The organism is Robertkochia flava, assembly GCF_020166515.1.
Classification (GTDB): Bacteria; Bacteroidota; Bacteroidia; order Flavobacteriales; family Flavobacteriaceae; genus Robertkochia; species Robertkochia flava.
Map to the genome: position 1 here is coordinate 71683 of NZ_JAINZT010000001.1, position 18065 is coordinate 89747.

Consider the following 18065-nt stretch of genomic DNA (forward strand, 5'->3'; position numbering starts at 1 on the left):
AATGAATGTACTTAAATATGGTACTCTTGCGGTCTCGATCCTAGCTCTTATTTCCGGCTGCAAGGAAAGTGAAACTACTAAAAAACTGGCCCAACTCGATCCACCGGAAACCTCAAAACTCGAACGCACGGCCGATTCCCTCTTTCAAACTGCCATTGACAGCTCTTTGCTGGCCGGGGGAGAAGTATTGGTATACAAGGCCGGCGACACCCTCTTACGAAAGACCTATGGAAAAGCCAGTATCGAACTTGGTGTACCCATGCCGGAAAATGCCATGTACGAGATCGCTTCTGTCACCAAACAATTCACCGCGGCAGCCATCTTAAAATTAGTGGAAGAAGGGAAGTTATCCCTCTATGATCCCATGACTGATTATATCGACTTTGATACCCAAGGCTATGATGTACGCATTCATCATCTGCTAAATCATACCTCAGGAATCTTTCAACAAAAATTATTGCCTGATTTCTGGAATATCGTACAACGCCCGTTCAGCAAGGATTCCATTCTTACCATGACTGAAGCTGCAGGCATGATGTTTCCTCCCGGGGAGGCTCAATTCTACAATGATTCGGCTTATTTCATATTGGGTATGATCATCGAAAAGTTAAGCGGTCAATCGTATGAAGATTACCTCGATGATACCTTCTTCTCACCTTTGGGAATGCACAACACGAATTATTGTTCGAACGATCGCATAGAACCCAATAAGGCTTATGGTTATGATTATAAAGACGGCAAACTTCAAAAGCATGAGTTGTTAGATCATTCATGGCCTTATGCTGCCGGTTCGCTCTGCAGTACTGCGGAAGACCTGCTGATCTGGATGGAAGCACTTCATAATGGAAAAGTACTTTCAAAAGCAGCTTATGAAATCATGATTACTCCCACCATGCTTCACGGTTGGAGAAATATCCAATACAATGCAGGACTGGATTTGACTGAAGTAAATGGCTACCAAACTATCGGACATCTTGGAGGGATACCAGGGTACAGTAGCAGTGTGCGGTACTTGCCAACCGAAGATCTTTATATCATCATACTGCTTAATACGCGTGGTAGTCTACATACCGGAGAATTGGTTACACAATTGCAGGGATCTGTACTCCCTACCGCTAAACACCTAAGCGTTGACCTCGACGTAAACCCTAAAGATCTTAATGGCACCTATTGCAACGCTCATGAGAACGGACCTGAATGCATAAAAATAACAGTCTCTGAGAATGGCCTTGTTTACGAAACTGCAGGCGGAAAAAACGAAGACTTCAGTATGTTTTTGGGGGAAAATACCTGGAAGCATGAAGACAAACCCTTTCTTATTCAGATCCACCATGACAGTTTAGCTTTGGATTATATCTCCCATAATTATTTATTGATAAAAGATCAGCATAAGCATCAAACAAATTCGAAATAAAATGAGGTGCTATAGCATATCCATTTTAGCTCTTTTTCTTGTCTTTTTAGTTTCTTCCTGTAAGGAAAAATCTCCCTCCCAAGAGGTGGGCAAACTCCCGTGTAAAAGTTAAAATTATTGCCGCTTCCAAAAATATTTACGATTTTTAGACCACTAAGGTAGTTGTTTACCAACCCTTTAGACCTTCCCCCTGACCGCATTCGGAGACCGTTTGAATTTAGAATTAAAGGCAATCCACCTCACCGGTTCCCGTTTGTTTTCCCCCGGTAGTTTCCCCCACCCTGTAAACTTTAAGCATCAGGCTGAATGCGATTTGAAATTGCCTGCCTTAATAAAAACATATGGTGAGATGAAAAGAATCCTGTGCATACTTATCCTGTTGACAACAGTTTGTTCCTGCGAAGATGCGTCTTCCGAGTACAGCGCCAACCGCTTAAGGCTTTCCGGTCAAAGGCCTCCCAGAACCAACCCGGACATCCCGCCGGCTATCAAACCGGAGATTAAACGGGTTGGAGAAGCTGAAATTAAACTTAGTCCCTTTGAAGCAGAAATGGCCCTGCTGGACAGCCTCTTCTATACCCGGGCTTACAATCAAAAAGACACTGCCCTGGCACGGAAAATGATCCACCAGGATTTTGAATTCTACCATGATCGTACCGGAATACTTGATGACCGGAATTCAAGAGCTGCCTCAGAAATGATGATCCAAAGATTTCAAACCATAGGAGATCACTATAGACGAAAACTCAAACCCGGGACCCTTCAGTCATTTCCGCTTTACGACGGAAAAAAACTCTACGGAGCCCTGCAGCGAGGCATCAATCAATATCACCAGGCCGAAAGTGGAGACCTCGAAGGTAATGGGAAATTCATTCACCTTTGGGTCAAGGAAGGTGAGGACTGGAAATTAAAAAGGGTGATCAGCTACGACCATGAGGCGATTTCTCAATAAGATTTCAGAATGCCCAGGCTCAAAATTATGACCTCAGATGCTGTAATTACCCTGATAAGCCTTCGGGGTTATCCCAGTGAGCTCCCTGAATTTACGATTAAAATTAGAAAGCGTCCTGAAGCCACAGGCATAGGCCACATCGGCAACCGACAGCTCCTTTCGGGTAATGAGGAGTTCACAGGCGTGTTCGATACGCACAGCGATGAGATACTCAAAAAAGGTCTTATTGGTCCTTGTTTTAAAGTACCTGCAAAAGGCGTTCGGGGTCATATGCACCATCCCGGCAATATCATTAAGGGCGATAGGGTCCCTGAAATTCCGGATCACCTGGTCAAACACCACCTGTAAGCGTTCCCCATCGGCATCAGAAATACCTTTGTTATACCGAAACCGGCTCAGGGCCTCCCCTTCGACCTCAGCAAGACTATTCATGATCTGTAGTACGGTAAGGAACTGCCGGAACTGACCCAGCTCCGGAAGCGCCAGAAAGGCATTTGAAAGGCTGTGCTGATCTGCCCTTAATACCACGCCCAGGTCACTTTTAGCAAAAAACGGCCGAAGCCCCACTACTTCCTTTTTCCTGAAGAAATCAGGCCCGAAAGCCTCTTCGGTAAGGAAAAATGAGATCATATGCGACTCCTCCTGCCCTCTGGGCTCTGAACGAAACAGGTGAGGCATCTCTCCTCCAATAACGAACAAATCGCCGGGGCGATAGCTGAATACATTATCGTTCACAAGCAACTTTCCATACCCTTCCACCAGGTAACTCACCTGTATCTCCTGATGCTGATGCAGCTTATCATAAAAGATCCGTTCCCGGTCTACCTGGATCACCAGGTTTTCATTCGCAGGTTTCGGAATTTTAAATGGAAATACTTTCACGCTTAAAAACCCTTATATTATACCAATTATTGGCTAAATTAATTTAAACAGGGTAATATACAGTCAAAATAAGCTAAAATGATAGCACTGTATCCTTAAGACACCGTCTAACTTTGTAATACCAAAAACACTATCATTATGAATTTTCAATGGAAGGGGGTCATGCCCGCTGTTACCACCAAATTTACGCCCGACGACCAACTGGATATGGACCTGTTCGCAGTAAATATCAAAGCGCAACTCGAGGCCGGAGTTCACGGCATCATTCTGGGCGGCACCCTTGGGGAGGCCAGTACATTAACCCCGCAGGAAAAAGATGCACTATTAAAAGAAACCATAGCGCTTTGCAACAACCGGGTTCCGGTGATCATCAATATTGCTGAGCAAAGTACGGCCGGAGCCATAGAAAGTGCACAAAAAGCAGAAAAGCTGGGTGCTTCGGGCCTTATGATGCTCCCGCCGATGCGCTACAAGGCCACTTCCAGGGAAACCATGGTTTATTTCAAAGCGGTTGCGCAGAGCACCTCCCTTCCCATCATGGTTTATAACAACCCGGTAGATTACCAGATCGAAGTGACCCTGGATATGTTCGAGGAGCTTCTCAAACACGAAAATATCCAGGCGGTAAAGGAATCGACCCGGGACATCTCCAATATCACACGTATCAAAAACCGCTTCGGAGACCGCCTTAAGATCCTTTCCGGGGTCGATACCCTGGCCCTGGAGAGCATGCTCATGGGAGCCGAAGGATGGGTTGCGGGACTGGTCTGTGCCTTCCCGGCAGAAACGGTTGCCATCTACGAGCTGGTACAGGAAGGTCGTATAGCAGAGGCTATTGAGATCTACCGGTGGTTCCTTCCTCTGCTGGAACTTGATATTAACCCGCAACTGGTGCAAAACATCAAGATGGCGGAAAAAGCCACCGGAATCGGAAGCGAATTTGTTCGTCCACCCCGTCTTCCCCTGGAGGGCGAAGAACGGAAAAGAGTTGAAAACATAATAAGGGAAGGATTAAAAAACCGACCTGACCTAACCCGGTACCATCTAAATACAGCTGCCTTATGATGCATGGAAAGAACCTGATTAACGGACAATGGACCGCGGAAAGCAAAACAGTTTTTAAGACCTTTAATCCCGGTATGAATAGTGCCAATGAGTGGATCTTTTATGAAGCAAGCCCGGAAGAGATTGACCAGGCAGTGAATGCGGCAACCCATGCATTTGCTACCTACAAAAATTTTTCAGGTTCAAAAAAAGCCGCTTTTCTGGAGGCTATCTCCGAAGAACTGGAATTCCTGAGAAAAGAGATCGTACATGCCTACTGCCTGGAGACCGGACTTCCTGAAGGCAGGGCAAACGGAGAGTTGGGCAGAACCATCAACCAGCTGCTCATGTTTGCCACCCTGGTAAAGGAGGGATCCTGGGTAGAGGCCAGTATCGACACAGCGCAACCGGAACGAACCCCGGTTCCCAAACCGGATATCCGAAAGATGCTCTTGCCTATCGGGCCTGTGGCCGTTTTCGGAGCGAGCAATTTCCCACTTGCTTTTTCCACTGCGGGGGGCGATACTGCGAGTGCCCTGGCAGCCGGCTGTCCGGTGATCGTTAAGAGTCATCCGCTGCACGCCGGTACCGGCGAATTGGTAGCTACAGCCATAAAAAAAGCCATGGATAAGCTCCATGTTCCAAGGGGAGTCTTTGCCAACCTCAACAGCCGGGATAAAACAGTAGGAGAGCACCTGGTCGGGCACCCCGGCATCAGGGCTGTTGGGTTTACAGGGAGTTTCGCCGGAGGAACCGCCCTTGCACAGCTGGCACAACAACGCCCGGAGCCTATTCCGGTTTTTGCGGAAATGGGTAGTGTAAACCCGGTGATCCTGCTGCCTTCTGCACTTCGGGAAAATGCCGAATACTGGGCCGGGCAACTCGCCGGTTCCATTAATCTGGGAGCGGGTCAGTTCTGCACGAATCCGGGGGTAATCATCGCCACTGAAGGTCCTGAACTGGATGCCTTTTGTGATCATCTCTCTAAAGCGGCTGCGCAACAACCTGCGCAATGCATGCTGCATCCCGATATTTTTGAACGGTTTCGGGTGGGCTACCAGCGCTTGCTTTCGAAACCCACGGTAGAAATGGCCGCCGGCAATGATACCACCGTAACGGCCAATCATGGAAATCTTATTCTCGCCTCCGTGCAGGCAAAGGATCTCCTGGCTGATGAAGAACTTATGGAAGAAGTTTTCGGGCCCTTCTCCATTTTGGTAAGATGCGCTGACGAGAACGAAAAAAACCAGGTCATTAGCAACATGAAGGGACAGCTTACCATTAGTATATTAGGCAACGAGAAGGAGCTGTCTGAACATAAAGACCTCATCGACCAGGCCAGGGAACGCACGGGCAGAGTCATCATCAACGGGGTACCTACAGGCGTCGAAGTATGTCCCAGTATGCAACACGGAGGACCCTATCCCAGCACTACAGACAGTCGCTTTACCTCTGTTGGTACCGGAGCCATAAGAAGATGGGTTCGCCCGGTAGCCTTCCAGAGTTTCCCTGAGGCCCTGTTACCCGGTGAAATTCAAAACAGCAATCCTTTCGGGATCTTCAGAACCGTTAATGGAACGATCACCAACAAAAGTATTTCCTCATGAAAGTTTACCTGAACGCTATACTTATACTAACTGTCTTAAGCATTTTATCCTGCGGGCCGGAAAAGCAGCCCTCTTCTTCGGGGCAGCTTAAAGCTGTAATTCAACAGGTGGATTCTTTTAAACCCTTTGACCGGGGACGTTATCCCCTCGGGTTGCATACCGACTCCGTTTTTCGTGCAGAAGCCGAATTTGCGGAGAAAAAACTGGAGGAACTTGCCGGTCTGGAACGGAGCACTCTTTCTGAGACTGAAAAAATATCTCTTGATCTGCTGAAATTTGTTTTGCAGGACCAATCGGATTATTACAGGCAAAACATGCACTGGAACCCCATCACCTCTGACGGGGGATTCCACCTGAATCTGAATTACCGCATACGTCCGTTGACGAACATAAAGGAAGCACAGGCTTACCTGGAGATGCTTGGCGCTATTCCCGAATTCACCCGCCAGCATATTTCACTGTTGAGGAAGAGCCTGGAGTCTGGCACTTCCCAGCCCAGGATCATCTTTAAGAATTATGCATCCACTTACAATCAGCATATTGTGGAGGATGTTGATTCCAGTTTATTTTTTGGTCCGTTAAGCAAACTCCCTGAGATCATCCCGGACTTAAAGAGGGACTCTATGGCAATTGCCGGACGTCAACTGATTCGCGACAGCGTGATTCCTTCCTTCCTGAAGATCAGGGAATTTTTTGAAGGGGAATACATCCCGAATACCAGGGAAGCCATCGGGGTTTCCACCACCCCGGAGGGGGCAGAATTCTACCAGAACCGAATCAACTATTACACCACTACCGACAGCTATACGGCAAAGGATATACATGAAAAAGGACTGAAGGAGGTTGCGCGTATAAGGAAGGAGATGCTGGCCATTTTAGAGGAAACAGGCTTCCGCGGCTCCCTTGACGAATTCATGGATTACCTGCGAAAGGAACCTCAATTTTACGCTACCTCAGGGGAGGAGCTTCTAAAACAGGCCCGGGACATTGCCAAACGCATTGATGCCCAGCTGCCGGCATTTTTCAAAACCCTGCCCCGCCGGCCTTACGGAGTTAAAAAGGTTCCCGATGCCCTTGCCCCCATTTACACCGGGGGAAGGTATAGTCCGCCGGGGGCACCCACACAGCCCGGATACTATCTCGTGAACACTTATAAACTGGACAGTCGGCCTTTATACGTATTGCCCTCATTAACCGCTCACGAAGCCGTTCCGGGTCACCATTTACAAGGCGCGCTGAACAACGAATTAGGCGACAGCATTCCCGGATTCAGGAAAAATCTTTACCTGTCTGCCTACGGCGAAGGCTGGGCACTCTACACCGAAACCCTGGCAGGAGAGATGGGCATTTACACCACGCCATATGAACGTTTTGGAAAACTCACCTATGAGATGTGGCGGGCCTGCAGACTCGTTGTGGATACCGGCATCCATGCTTTTGGATGGACGCGGGAAGAAGTGGTGGAATATATGGCGAAGAACACTGCCCTTTCCATCCACGAGATCAACACCGAAACCGACCGATATATTGCATGGCCGGGTCAGGCCATCTCCTACAAGATCGGAGAATTAAAGATCAGGGAACTTCGGGCCCTGGCAGAAAAAGAACTGGGCAAAGATTTTGACATCCGGGAATTCCATGAGGTGATCCTGGAACAGGGCACCGTTACCCTTCCCATCCTTGAAGAACGCATTAACGCATATATAACCAAAAACAAGGCAGATCGAGCTGCCATTTAAAGGTGATCACAAAAAAGAAATTCTTTTGTATAGATGCCCATACCTGCGGGAATCCGGTAAGGGTGGTAGCTTCAGGAGCCCCTGTTCTGCACGGGGATACCATGAGTGAAAAGCGACAACATTTTATTAGAGAATACGACTGGATTCGAAAAGGATTAATGTATGAACCCCGGGGCCATGACCAAATGAGCGGGAGCATCATCTACCCGCCCATCGATCCTGAAAATGATTTCAGCATTCTCTTTATTGAAACCAGCGGTTGTTTGCCTATGTGCGGTCACGGTACTATCGGGACCATTACGGTGGCTATTGAAGAGGGGCTGGTCACCCCTAAAACCCCCGGAAAGATCAGGATGGAGGCTCCTGCCGGTCTTGTGGAGATCGAGTACGGCTTCAACAATGGAAAGGTGGAGTGGGTGGCATTAAAGAATGTCCCCTCTTTTCTTGCAGCAAGTAACCTCAGGGTTACCTCTGATGAACTGGGTGAAATAGCTTTCGATGTGGCTTATGGAGGTAATTACTACGCCATTATCGACCCCCAGGAAAATTTCACAGGCATCGAACATTATTCGGCCTCGCAACTCGTGCGCTACAGCCAGGAGATCCGCGCGCTGATCAATGAAAAATACGCGGATCAATTTGTACACCCACAAAACCCGACCATTAACAAGGTCTCCCATATCTTGTGGACAGGAAAAACCATCTCGCCTGAGGCTACCGCAAGAAATGCCGTTTTTTACGGAGACAAGGCCATAGATCGTTCTCCCTGCGGCACAGGCACCTCTGCACGAATGGCGCAATGGTTTGCAAAGGATCTTCTCAAAAAAGGCAATATCTTTATACACGAAAGTTTTATAGGTTCTCTTTTTGAGGGGCAGATCGAAGGAACCGCAAAAGTGGGATCTTTTGACGCGATCACCCCGGTTATCAAAGGGTGGGCCAGAGTTTATGGTTACAATCATTTAATATTAGACCCCGAAGACCCTTATGTAGAAGGGTTCCAGGTAATTTAACTTATGGGAAAAAAGGTTATTGTTATTGGAGGTGGAATCGTAGGCCTTAGTACTGCCTATTACCTTCTGAAGGACGGTCATGAGGTTACCGTTATCGATAAAGGAAATATAGACCAGGGGGCATCCTTTGTGAATGCCGGTTACCTCACCCCCAGCCATGTAATTCCCCTGGCTGCTCCGGGCGTAATGGCCAAAGGTCTGAAATGGATGTTTAACAGCTCCAGTCCACTCTACATGAAACCCCGTCTGGATCCGGATTTCTTGAAATGGGCCTGGTACTTTCATCGCTCCAGCACTCCTGAAAAGGTCAACAGGGCCATCCCGGTGATCAAGGATATCAATCTCCTGAGCAAGGAGTTGTACACCGACATCCACGAAAGTGGTATCCTGGGAGATTTCCAGCTGGACAAACGCGGCCTGCTCATGCTTTATAAAACGGAACAGGCGGCTGCGCATGAAATTGAAGTGGCAGAAATTGCCCGTAAAGAAGGCCTGGAGGTAGCCGTTTTAAACAAAGCGGAACTGCAAGACATCGAGCCCGGAGTAGACCCGTCGGTACTGGGGGCCGTGCATTTTGAATGCGATGCCCACACCACTCCCGGGGAGTTCATGAAAAAGCTGCTGACCTATCTACAGGAAAATGGGGTGACTATAAGATCCAACACCACCGCAGACCGGGTACATTATAAAAATAACAGGGTAGAAGGCATACAATGCGGGGAAGAGATCATCAAAGGGGATTTCTTTGTGGTGAGTTCCGGAGCCTGGAGTGCAGGAATTGCCCGCGAACTCAATATTAACCTCCCGCTGCAGGCCGGAAAAGGATATCGCATCAATGTAGCGCGCCATACAGGTATCAACTATCCCGCAGTACTCTGTGAAGGCAAGGTGGCGGTGACCCCCATGCGGGGCTTCACCCGGTTTGCGGGTACCATGGAATTTTCAGGGATCAACCATCACATCCGAAAAGAACGGGTGGAAGCCATTGCAAACAGAGCGGAAGAATATTACAGTAACCTGAAGATCGAAGCGGACGAAAAATCGCAGGCTGCCTGTGGACTTAGACCGGTAACCCCGGACGGACTTCCCTATATCGGGCTTGCCGGCAACTTTAACAACCTGGCGGTAGCCACGGGTCATGCCATGATGGGATGGAGCCTCGGGCCGGCTACCGGAAAATTGATCTCTGAGATCGTAGAAGGGAAGAAACCAAGCCTGGATCTGTCGCCCTTTCGGCCGGACAGGAAATTTTAACACCCCTGGGAGGGCATGTCTTAATATTCCGTATCTTTAAGAGTATATCCCGACATCTTCCTCCCGGGTACAACCTATTTAACTTTTCCACTTTATTCTTTGGAACCCCATCTTATTGCGGATTCCCTGCTGTTTTACTAACCAAAACCACAGCAAAATGAAGCGTTTTATTTCTGCGCCGGGAATTCTGATGATGTTACTCGCATGGATCCCGGGCATCCTGACTGCCCAGATGGACAACCAACCCTACATTACCGTTACCACCATGCATTGGGATTTAAGTGACGAAAACAATACCTACGACACCTGGAAGGCTGCAGAAAAAGAATTCCGGGAAAAGGTGATCAACAAGAACGATTTTATCAAAGCCACAGCAGTATACACCCACCTGTATACTTCCGACAGCAGGGAGCTGGTTTTTGTGCAGATGTACGACAACTGGGGAGATATTGAAAAGGCCCAGGATCGAAACAACGAGCTTATCCGGGAAGCCTGGCCCGATGAGGCCGACCGGGATGCCTTTTTCAACCATCTTGACTCCCATTATTCCGCCTGGCACTCAGACGAGATCTACCGGATGCTCCCGGGAGCAAAATACCTGCCACAAGCGGCAGATAAGGATATGATACTCTATGTGCGCATCAACTACATGGATTATCCCGAAAACGGAAGTGAAAAAGAGTTTATGGAGGGGTACACCTGGTTCATCGAAAACATGGTGAACAAGAATGAGTTTGCAAAAGCATACTACCCCCACATTCACGCCTGGGGCTCGGATCGACGGGAAATGGTAGACGCCTGGTTGTATGACTCCATGGAAGATGTAGACAAAGCTGCAATCCGTATGGAGGAGCTCTGGAAGGAAGGCTTACCCGATGAAGCCGAAAGAAAGGCAATGGGCGAAAAAATGGGCAAGTACTTCCTGGGGCATCACAAGGACCTGCTATACACCTATGTACACGACCTCTCTAAACGTGTGACCAACTAAACTTTATGCGTTTAACACCCCATAAAAGACCGGAACTTCCGGTCTTTTTCACTTTTTTAACATGCTGTTTCAATATTTTTTTTATAATAAAAGAGATTAACTTTAAAACTATTCTATGTTAAAAACCGTGGTAAAAGAAGGGGAAAGCATTGAAAGAGCCCTTAAAAGATTTAAGAGAAAATACAAAAAAACCAAAGTTCTTCAGCAACTCAGGGATCGTAAACAATACACCAAGCCTTCTGCAGAGAGAAGACAAACCCGACAAAAAGCTGCTTACCGGGCCGAATACCTGAGAAACCTGGAGGAATAGCATATAAGCATCAACCCACCTGATGACACGCAATAATTCTTTAGTTTTACGCTAAAGTATTAGCGCATGCATCAACCTGAAACATATTACCGGAAGCGGTTAACTAACTTCCGGGAAAAACATAAAGCAGTCAGGGGGAAACTGGCCTGGGTCAGTGTGCTCAGGCTGCTTGTTTTTTTGACCGCCTGTATCCTTTTATACATTTACCACGATACCTCCCGACAGATCACACTTATTTGCATACCCGGGCTCCTGCTTTTTCTCATCCTGGTTAACTATTCTGTCCGAATGAAATACCTCCGCAACACATTCCGCGAACTGATCCGGATCAATCAAACCGAGATCGACGTTCTGAAGGGTTCTCCAAAAGACCTCGACAAAGGTGAAGATCTGAAAGACCGCACACATGCGTTCAGCCACGATATCGACCTTTTCGGGGAAGGGTCTTTTTTTCAATACTGCAACCGCACCGTTACCTCCATGGGCAGAAGGTATTTTGCCGCAGAGTTATCCGGAAATGATATAGAGAGGATCGGTGAAAAACAAGAGGCTACAGCAGAACTGTCGGCTCTTCCGGATTGGCGGCAGGAATTTATGGCCAACGCAGCACTTATCGCCACAGAAACCCCGGAAGAAGAGATCCTGAAGTGGATCAGAAATTTTCAACCCACCCTTCCACATCGTCTGAAATGGCTCCCGCTGGCATGGACCCTCTGCAGTCTGGCTATTACAACCCTTGCAGTTGCAGGAGTGATCAGTACAGGCATTTTTATTTACTGGTTCGTCTCCGGGTTGATCCTAAGCGGGATCTTTCTTTCCAGGATAAGCAGGTTAAGTATCTTTATCAGTAAATCCCAGGACACTTTTAAGCAATACCAGAAACTCATAGCATTTATCGAATCTCGGGATTTTAAGTCGAATTATCTCAGAGAACAAAAACAAAAAGGCGCTGAAGGGGAGGTTACAGCCTCTGTCAGCCTGAAAAAACTGGCCCGAATGATAGACGCCCTGGATCAGCGCAATAACCTGCTGGTGGCCGTTCTTATCAATCCTTTGGGACTTGCCGATCTTTATAACGGACTGAGAATAGAAAAATGGGTAATGGAACACCGGGAAGAAGTTCCAAAATGGTTCGAAATGATCGCCTTTTTTGATGCTGCCATTACAAAAGCCAATTTTCACTTCAACCATCCTGCATATTGTTTCCCGGAGATCAATTCCGGTTCAGACTCCGGCGTTATCCAGGCAGAAGATCTCGGCCATCCCCTCATTCCAGAGGAAAAACTGGTGCGAAATACAGTGCATATGGGGCCACATGAATTTATGGTGGTTACCGGAGCAAATATGGCAGGCAAGAGCACCTTCCTGAGAACAGCCGCATTGTTTATCGTAATGAGTAATTCCGGGTTTCCGGTATGTGCGGGAAAAGCCATTTACAGGCCGATAAGACTTATTACCAGCATGCGTACGGCAGATTCCCTGAATGAAGAATCATCCTATTTTTACGCTGAACTGAAACGGCTTCGTTTTATCGTGGATGCGCTTAAGGAGCGGGAATACTTCATTATCCTTGACGAGATCCTAAAAGGCACCAACAGTAAGGATAAAGCTATGGGCTCGCGAAAATTTGTGGAACGGCTTGCCGGTTCCGGGTCAACCGGGATCATCGCAACCCACGATCTGAGTTTGTGCGAAGTGGCTAAAGAAATAAAAAGCGTCAAAAATTACTTTTTTGACGCTTATATTGAAAACAGTGCATTACGCTTTGATTACCGCCTGCGGCCGGGAATATGCACCAATATGAATGCCTCCTTCCTTTTGGATCAGATGGGTATCGTATAACCCGTTTATACGGCCTTAAGGATAAAATAATTCTTTTTCCCTCTTTGCAGTAAAACGAACTGTCCGTTGATCAGGTCGTTCTTGCTTATGGTGTAATCTTCCTGAACCTTTTCCTGGTTTACCGCAATAGAGTTCTCTTTAAGTGCCCGCCTGGCTTCTCCATTGGACTTTAGGAATCCTGATTTTGCAGAAAGCGCAGCGATCATATCCAATCCCTCTTCTACCTCAGAGCGACTCACCTCCGCCTGGGGAACTCCGTCAAACACCTCCAGGAAAGTGATCTCATCCAGCTCCTTAAGATCTTCAGAAGTACTTCTTCCAAAAAGAATCGAAGAGGCCTTCACAGCCTTTTCATAGGCTTCTTCGGAGTGCACAAAACTGGTCACCTCCTTTGCAAGGGTCTTTTGCAGCATACGCTGATGCGGGGCCTCACGGTGTTCTTCGGTAAGTTTTTCTATGGTTGCCTTATCCAGGAAGGTAAATATCCTGATGTATTTCTCTGCATCCTCATCCGAGGTATTCAACCAGAATTGATAAAATTTATAAACCGAGGTCTTGTCGGCATCAAGCCATACATTTCCCCCTTCACTTTTTCCGAACTTGGAACCATCGGCCTTAGTGATCAGCGGACAGGTCATCGCATAGGCCTTTGCCGTTTCTTCTCCGTCCTGCCCGACATTCATTCTCCTGATAAGCTCAGTACCGGTGGTGATATTACCCCATTGGTCACTACCCCCCATCTGCAGGGTACACCCGAGGGTTTTATGCAGGTGATAAAAGTCGTACCCCTGAATTAACTGGTAGGTGAATTCGGTAAATGACATCCCCACTCCGGAGTCGGCACTAAGCCGCTTTTTCACCGAGTCCTTGGCCATCATATAGTTTACGGTAATCCGCTTTCCAACATCGCGCACGAAGTCGATAAAAGTGAAATCCTTCATCCAGTCATAATTATTCACCATAACCGGGGCATTGGCCTCTGCAGCATCAAAATCCAGGAATCTGGAAAGAACACTCTTTATTCCTTTCACATTTCTTTCCAGGGTAGCCTCATCCAGCAAATTGCGTTCATCTGACTTCCCGCTGGGATCCCCGATCATCCCGGTGGCACCGCCTACCAATGCAACCGGCTTATGTCCTGAGCGATAGAGATGAACCAACAGGATTATCGGTACCAGGCTTCCAATATGAAGGGAATCCGAGGTCGGATCAAACCCAATATAGGCTGTGGTCATTCCTTCCTGCATATGTTCTTCTGTTCCGGGCATGATATCGTGTACCAGGCCTCTCCATCGCAATTCTTCTACTAAGTTCGTGGACATAAATCTCAAATTTTAAACTTCCGCAAAGATATAGTATTCCGTTAATTTGAACAGGGCAGATCCCTTATCAAAATTCGCAGGATAAAATAGCCATATAAATTCGTATTTTTCCACCATGATTCTAATAACCGGCGGAACAGGACTCATTGGATCTCACCTGCTATTACACCTGATAAAGGAGCATAAGACGGTACGGGTATTGTACCGCAGCGAAGATAAAAAAGAGCGAACCCTCGAATTTTTAAAATCCGGGGGCGTATCCGCTGAGGACCTCTCGGCCATTGACTGGCATCTGGGAGACATTCTTGACATCGACCTGCTCAATGCTGCCGTAAAAGGCACTTCCCAGGTGTACCATTGTGCTGCCCTGATCTCTTTTGACCCTGCAAAATACCGCAGGTTGAGAAAGGTTAACATAGAAGGTACCGCCAATGTGGTTAACGCCTGTATATATAAGGGCGTACAAAAGCTTTGCCATCTAAGCAGTATCGCAGCCATTGGAAAATCTTCCGGAAATGACCCTATTACCGAAGAGACGAAATGGAACCCCAATCAACCTCATCACGCCTATGCCATCACCAAATACGGGGCCGAAATGGAGGTGTGGAGAGGCAGCCAGGAAGGGCTGGACTGTGTGATCCTGAATCCGGGAGTGGTTCTGGGCGAAGGTATATGGGATAACAGCACCGGGAAACTGTTCCAAGCTGTGGAAAACGGATTGAGATACTTCCCCACCGGAGGTACCGGATTTACCGATGTCAGGGATGTTGTCAAAGCCATGCACAGGGCTATGGAAACCGATATTGTGAATCAGCGTTTCATCCTGGTCAGTGAAAACCTCTCATACAGAGATCTCTTTGACCTTATCGCAGAGGCCCTTCAAGAGAGGCCTCCCGTTAAGGAAATCAAACCCTGGCAAATGGAAGTACTGTGGAGGTTGGACTGGATAAGGGCCAACCTGTTCGGTGCCTCCAGGCGACTCACAAGGGTCAATGCACGCTCTGCCATGCAAATGGAATATTACAGCAACACAAAAGCCGAAACTATCCTGGGTATGAAATTCCAAAGGGTAAAAGATACGATCGCCAGGATCGCAGCATCCCGTTAGAGGGAATCTCCCGGTTTTAACGGGGTAGACAAAGAATCTGCAGCCGGATTGCGATCTGTTGAATCGGGAACTGCCAGCTTAAGGCTATCGACCGGATTGCCAAGGCTATCGCGGTCTGAAAGTATATTTCGACCTTCTTCTCCCATGGCCCGGATCTCCTCATCAAACACCTTTTTCAGGCTATCCAGCTTCTCTTCCACACGGGTATAGATACGCTCATGGATCACAGGCTTAGCGGTATAATACAACCCACTGTTTGCCAGCTGCGTACTGTCTATCCCGTATTTGGTATAGATATAGCTCCATCGGTCTATATTATGGGCACTAAACTGGTCGTATCCACTGTTTCTTGATGCATTGAAGAGGGCCACGTCAAAGTATATATTCACCATGGTCTCTTCCGGGATCAGCTGTTCAGGCTTTTCCACCACGGGTTCTGTACAACCCAGAAAACAAAGGGCCAGCACGCTGTAGCTCAGAAATTTTACGATCCCTTTCATTAACGGTTAAAAGTTAATCGTTTCACCCTTCTCCCTTCACTAAACTGCCCCTGATTGTAAGCCAGGTTTCCATTCACAAAGGTATGGGTTACGGCACTGCTGAATCGGGTTCCTTCAAATGGCGACCAATTGCACTTGTACAGGAGATTGCTCTTCTCCACTGTCCAGGCATGGTCGGGATCTACCAGAACAAGATCTGCATAGTATCCCTCCCGTATATATCCTCTTTTCTCGATATCGAACAAAATGGCCGGGTTATGGCACATTTTCTGTACCATTTTCTCCAGGCTTATCTTGCCTTCCTTATGCTTTTCTAACATGGCCACCAGGGCATGTTGTACCAGGGGTCCTCCGGAGGGTGCACTGGTATAAACCTGCTGCTTTTCTTCCAGGGTATGGGGGGCGTGGTCTGTGGCTAGTATATCGATCCTGTCGTCGAGCAGGGCCTCCCAGAGGGCATCCCTGTCGGCTGCAGTTTTTACGGCAGGATTCCACTTAATGAGCGTTCCCTTTTCCGCATAATCGGCGTCAGAAAACCACAGGTGATGCGTACACACTTCTGCAGTGATCTTCTTTTCCTCTAAGGGAATAGCATTGGTGAACAGTTCCGTTTCCTTCCCGGTAGACACATGAAAAACGTGAAGGCGTGCTCCGGTACTTTTAGCCAGGGCAATTGCGCGTGACGAAGAAAGGTAACAAGCCTGTTCACTCCGAATCAACGGGTGATTTTCAATTGGAATATCATCCCCGAACTTCTCCTTAAACCTGCTCAGGTTCTCCCGAATCGTAGCCTCATCTTCGCAATGGGCAGAGATCACCATTTCGGTACTGCGAAAGATCTTTTCCAGCACCTCCTCATTATCCACCAGCATATTTCCTGTAGACGAGCCCAGAAAAAGCTTCACCCCGGCGCAGGCCTTCGGATCCAGTCGTTTGAGTTCCTCAAGGTTGTCGTTGGTCCCTCCGAACATGAAGGAATAATTCGCAAAAGAGGTCTTCCGGGCGATCTCCATCTTTTCCTCCAGCTTCTCAATGGTTACGGTTTGCGGGTTGGTATTAGGCTGCTCGATAAAGGTAGTAATACCCCCGGCTATGGCCGCCCTGCTTTCCGAAGCAATATTACCCTTATGGGTTAGTCCGGGCTCACGAAAATGCACCTGGTCATCGATCACCCCGGGCAAAAGATACTTCCCTTCAGCATCCACTACCAGGTTGGCTTTTTCCGCACTGATGGAATCCCCGATTTCTATGATAAACGACTCCTCCAAAAGGACGTCACCTTGCCTGATCGCACCTTCATTTACGATGTTGGCATTCTTGATAAGTATTCTGTTCATAAGACTTTTCTTTTTTATTAAAAAGGCTTTTCCATTTCATGTTTAACACTCCCCATACGGCTTCATGAATAATGGCACCGCTCATCTTTGACTGCCCCAGTTCACGGTCTTTAAAAATGATGGGCACCTCAACCAGTTTAAATCCCAGGTTATAGGCCCTGAATTTCATCTCAATCTGGAAGGCATAACCCACAAACTGGATCGCATCCAGGTTAATGGTTTCAATCACCTTCCGGCTATAGCAGATAAACCCTGCTGTCGGGTCATGAATGCGCATCCCGGTAACCATCTTCACGTAAAAAGAGGCTCCGTAAGAAAGCAGCACTCGTTTTAACGGCCAGTTTACTACATTAACCCCCTGAACATACCGTGAACCTATAGCTACATCGACGCCGGGCTTTCTGCAGGCTTTATACAGTCGCACCAGGTCCTTGGGATCATGGGAGAAATCGGCATCCATTTCAAAGATATAGGTATACTCCCTTTCCAGGGCCCACTTAAAGCCGCTGATATAGGCCTTCCCCAGTCCCTGCTTTTCCTGTCGCACCAGAAGATGCAACCTCCCTGCATGCGCTTCCTGAAGGGTTCTGACCTCATCGGCAGTACCATCAGGAGAATTGTCGTCAACGATAAGCACATCGAAGGTTTCCCTGAGATTGAAGACTGCTGTCACTATAGCCGCCACATTCTCAATTTCGTTATATGTAGGAATAATTACAAGACCGTTTGCGCGCATCCGATTTTAGGAATTGT

At 47.7% G+C, this 18065-nt stretch carries 16 protein-coding genes; 11 read left to right on the forward strand and 5 right to left on the reverse strand.

Going from position 1 to position 18065, the window contains the following annotated elements:
- The first annotated feature begins 1 nt into the window (after position 1).
- Positions 2–1414 carry a serine hydrolase domain-containing protein gene (locus tag K7R11_RS00320; RefSeq protein WP_224487753.1) on the forward strand — a complete coding sequence of 471 codons (1413 nt, stop codon included), beginning with the start codon at positions 2–4 and terminating at the stop codon, positions 1412–1414.
- Between the two features lie 349 nt (positions 1415–1763).
- A complete protein-coding gene (locus tag K7R11_RS00325; protein WP_224487754.1) occupies positions 1764–2366 on the forward strand; it encodes a nuclear transport factor 2 family protein in 603 nt (200 codons plus the stop codon).
- 33 nt (positions 2367–2399) lie between these two features.
- On the opposite strand, the gene K7R11_RS00330 is transcribed toward K7R11_RS00325, so the two are convergent.
- Positions 2400–3248, reverse strand: coding sequence for a helix-turn-helix transcriptional regulator (locus tag K7R11_RS00330; protein ID WP_224487756.1), 849 nt, complete (start codon positions 3246–3248; stop codon positions 2400–2402).
- 138 nt (positions 3249–3386) lie between these two features.
- On the opposite strand from K7R11_RS00330, the gene K7R11_RS00335 reads away from it, so the two are divergent.
- From K7R11_RS00335 to K7R11_RS00370, 8 genes are all read left to right on the forward strand, one after another.
- Positions 3387–4313 (forward strand): dihydrodipicolinate synthase family protein, encoded by a 927-nt coding sequence (locus K7R11_RS00335; RefSeq protein ID WP_224487758.1) that lies wholly within the window; start codon positions 3387–3389, stop codon positions 4311–4313.
- Complete coding sequence (locus tag K7R11_RS00340; protein ID WP_224487760.1) at positions 4310–5899, forward strand: aldehyde dehydrogenase (NADP(+)); 1590 nt, start codon at positions 4310–4312, stop codon at positions 5897–5899. Before K7R11_RS00335 ends, K7R11_RS00340 begins: the two co-directional genes overlap by 4 nt.
- Positions 5896–7638, forward strand: coding sequence for a DUF885 domain-containing protein (locus tag K7R11_RS00345; RefSeq protein WP_224487761.1), 1743 nt, complete (start codon positions 5896–5898; stop codon positions 7636–7638). Before K7R11_RS00340 ends, K7R11_RS00345 begins: the two co-directional genes overlap by 4 nt.
- Before the next feature lie 5 nt (positions 7639–7643).
- Positions 7644–8651: a 4-hydroxyproline epimerase gene (locus K7R11_RS00350; RefSeq protein WP_224487819.1), complete on the forward strand. Its 1008-nt coding sequence runs from the start codon at positions 7644–7646 to the stop codon at positions 8649–8651.
- A 3-nt stretch (positions 8652–8654) separates the two neighbouring features.
- Positions 8655–9905: an NAD(P)/FAD-dependent oxidoreductase gene (locus K7R11_RS00355; protein ID WP_224487762.1), complete on the forward strand. Its 1251-nt coding sequence runs from the start codon at positions 8655–8657 to the stop codon at positions 9903–9905.
- A gap of 157 nt (positions 9906–10062) precedes the next feature.
- Complete coding sequence (locus tag K7R11_RS00360) at positions 10063–10893, forward strand: hypothetical protein (RefSeq protein WP_224487763.1); 831 nt, start codon at positions 10063–10065, stop codon at positions 10891–10893.
- 115 nt (positions 10894–11008) lie between these two features.
- On the forward strand, positions 11009–11203 hold the full coding sequence (gene rpsU / locus K7R11_RS00365) for a 30S ribosomal protein S21 (protein WP_224487764.1): 195 nt from the start codon (positions 11009–11011) through the stop codon (positions 11201–11203).
- 66 nt (positions 11204–11269) lie between these two features.
- Entirely contained in the window at positions 11270–13045 is a 1776-nt protein-coding gene (locus K7R11_RS00370) for a MutS-related protein (RefSeq protein WP_224487765.1), read from the forward strand.
- Between the two features lie 5 nt (positions 13046–13050).
- Here the strand turns inward: K7R11_RS00370 and tyrS are convergent, their stop codons facing one another.
- Positions 13051–14367, reverse strand: coding sequence for a tyrosine--tRNA ligase (tyrS, locus tag K7R11_RS00375; protein ID WP_224487766.1), 1317 nt, complete (start codon positions 14365–14367; stop codon positions 13051–13053).
- A gap of 115 nt (positions 14368–14482) precedes the next feature.
- On the opposite strand from tyrS, the gene K7R11_RS00380 reads away from it, so the two are divergent.
- Entirely contained in the window at positions 14483–15475 is a 993-nt protein-coding gene (locus K7R11_RS00380) for an NAD-dependent epimerase/dehydratase family protein (protein ID WP_224487768.1), read from the forward strand.
- On the opposite strand, the gene K7R11_RS00385 is transcribed toward K7R11_RS00380, so the two are convergent.
- From K7R11_RS00385 to K7R11_RS00395, 3 genes are read right to left on the reverse strand one after another with little or no spacing between them, the layout of a single operon-like run.
- Positions 15472–15975, reverse strand: coding sequence for a DUF4296 domain-containing protein (locus tag K7R11_RS00385; protein ID WP_224487770.1), 504 nt, complete (start codon positions 15973–15975; stop codon positions 15472–15474). The genes K7R11_RS00380 and K7R11_RS00385 overlap by 4 nt on opposite strands.
- Positions 15975–17312: a dihydroorotase gene (locus K7R11_RS00390; protein WP_224487772.1), complete on the reverse strand. Its 1338-nt coding sequence runs from the start codon at positions 17310–17312 to the stop codon at positions 15975–15977. Before K7R11_RS00390 ends, K7R11_RS00385 begins: the two co-directional genes overlap by 1 nt.
- Complete coding sequence (locus K7R11_RS00395; RefSeq protein ID WP_224487774.1) at positions 17272–18048, reverse strand: polyprenol monophosphomannose synthase; 777 nt, start codon at positions 18046–18048, stop codon at positions 17272–17274. Before K7R11_RS00395 ends, K7R11_RS00390 begins: the two co-directional genes overlap by 41 nt.
- Positions 18049–18065: the final 17 nt, after the last annotated feature.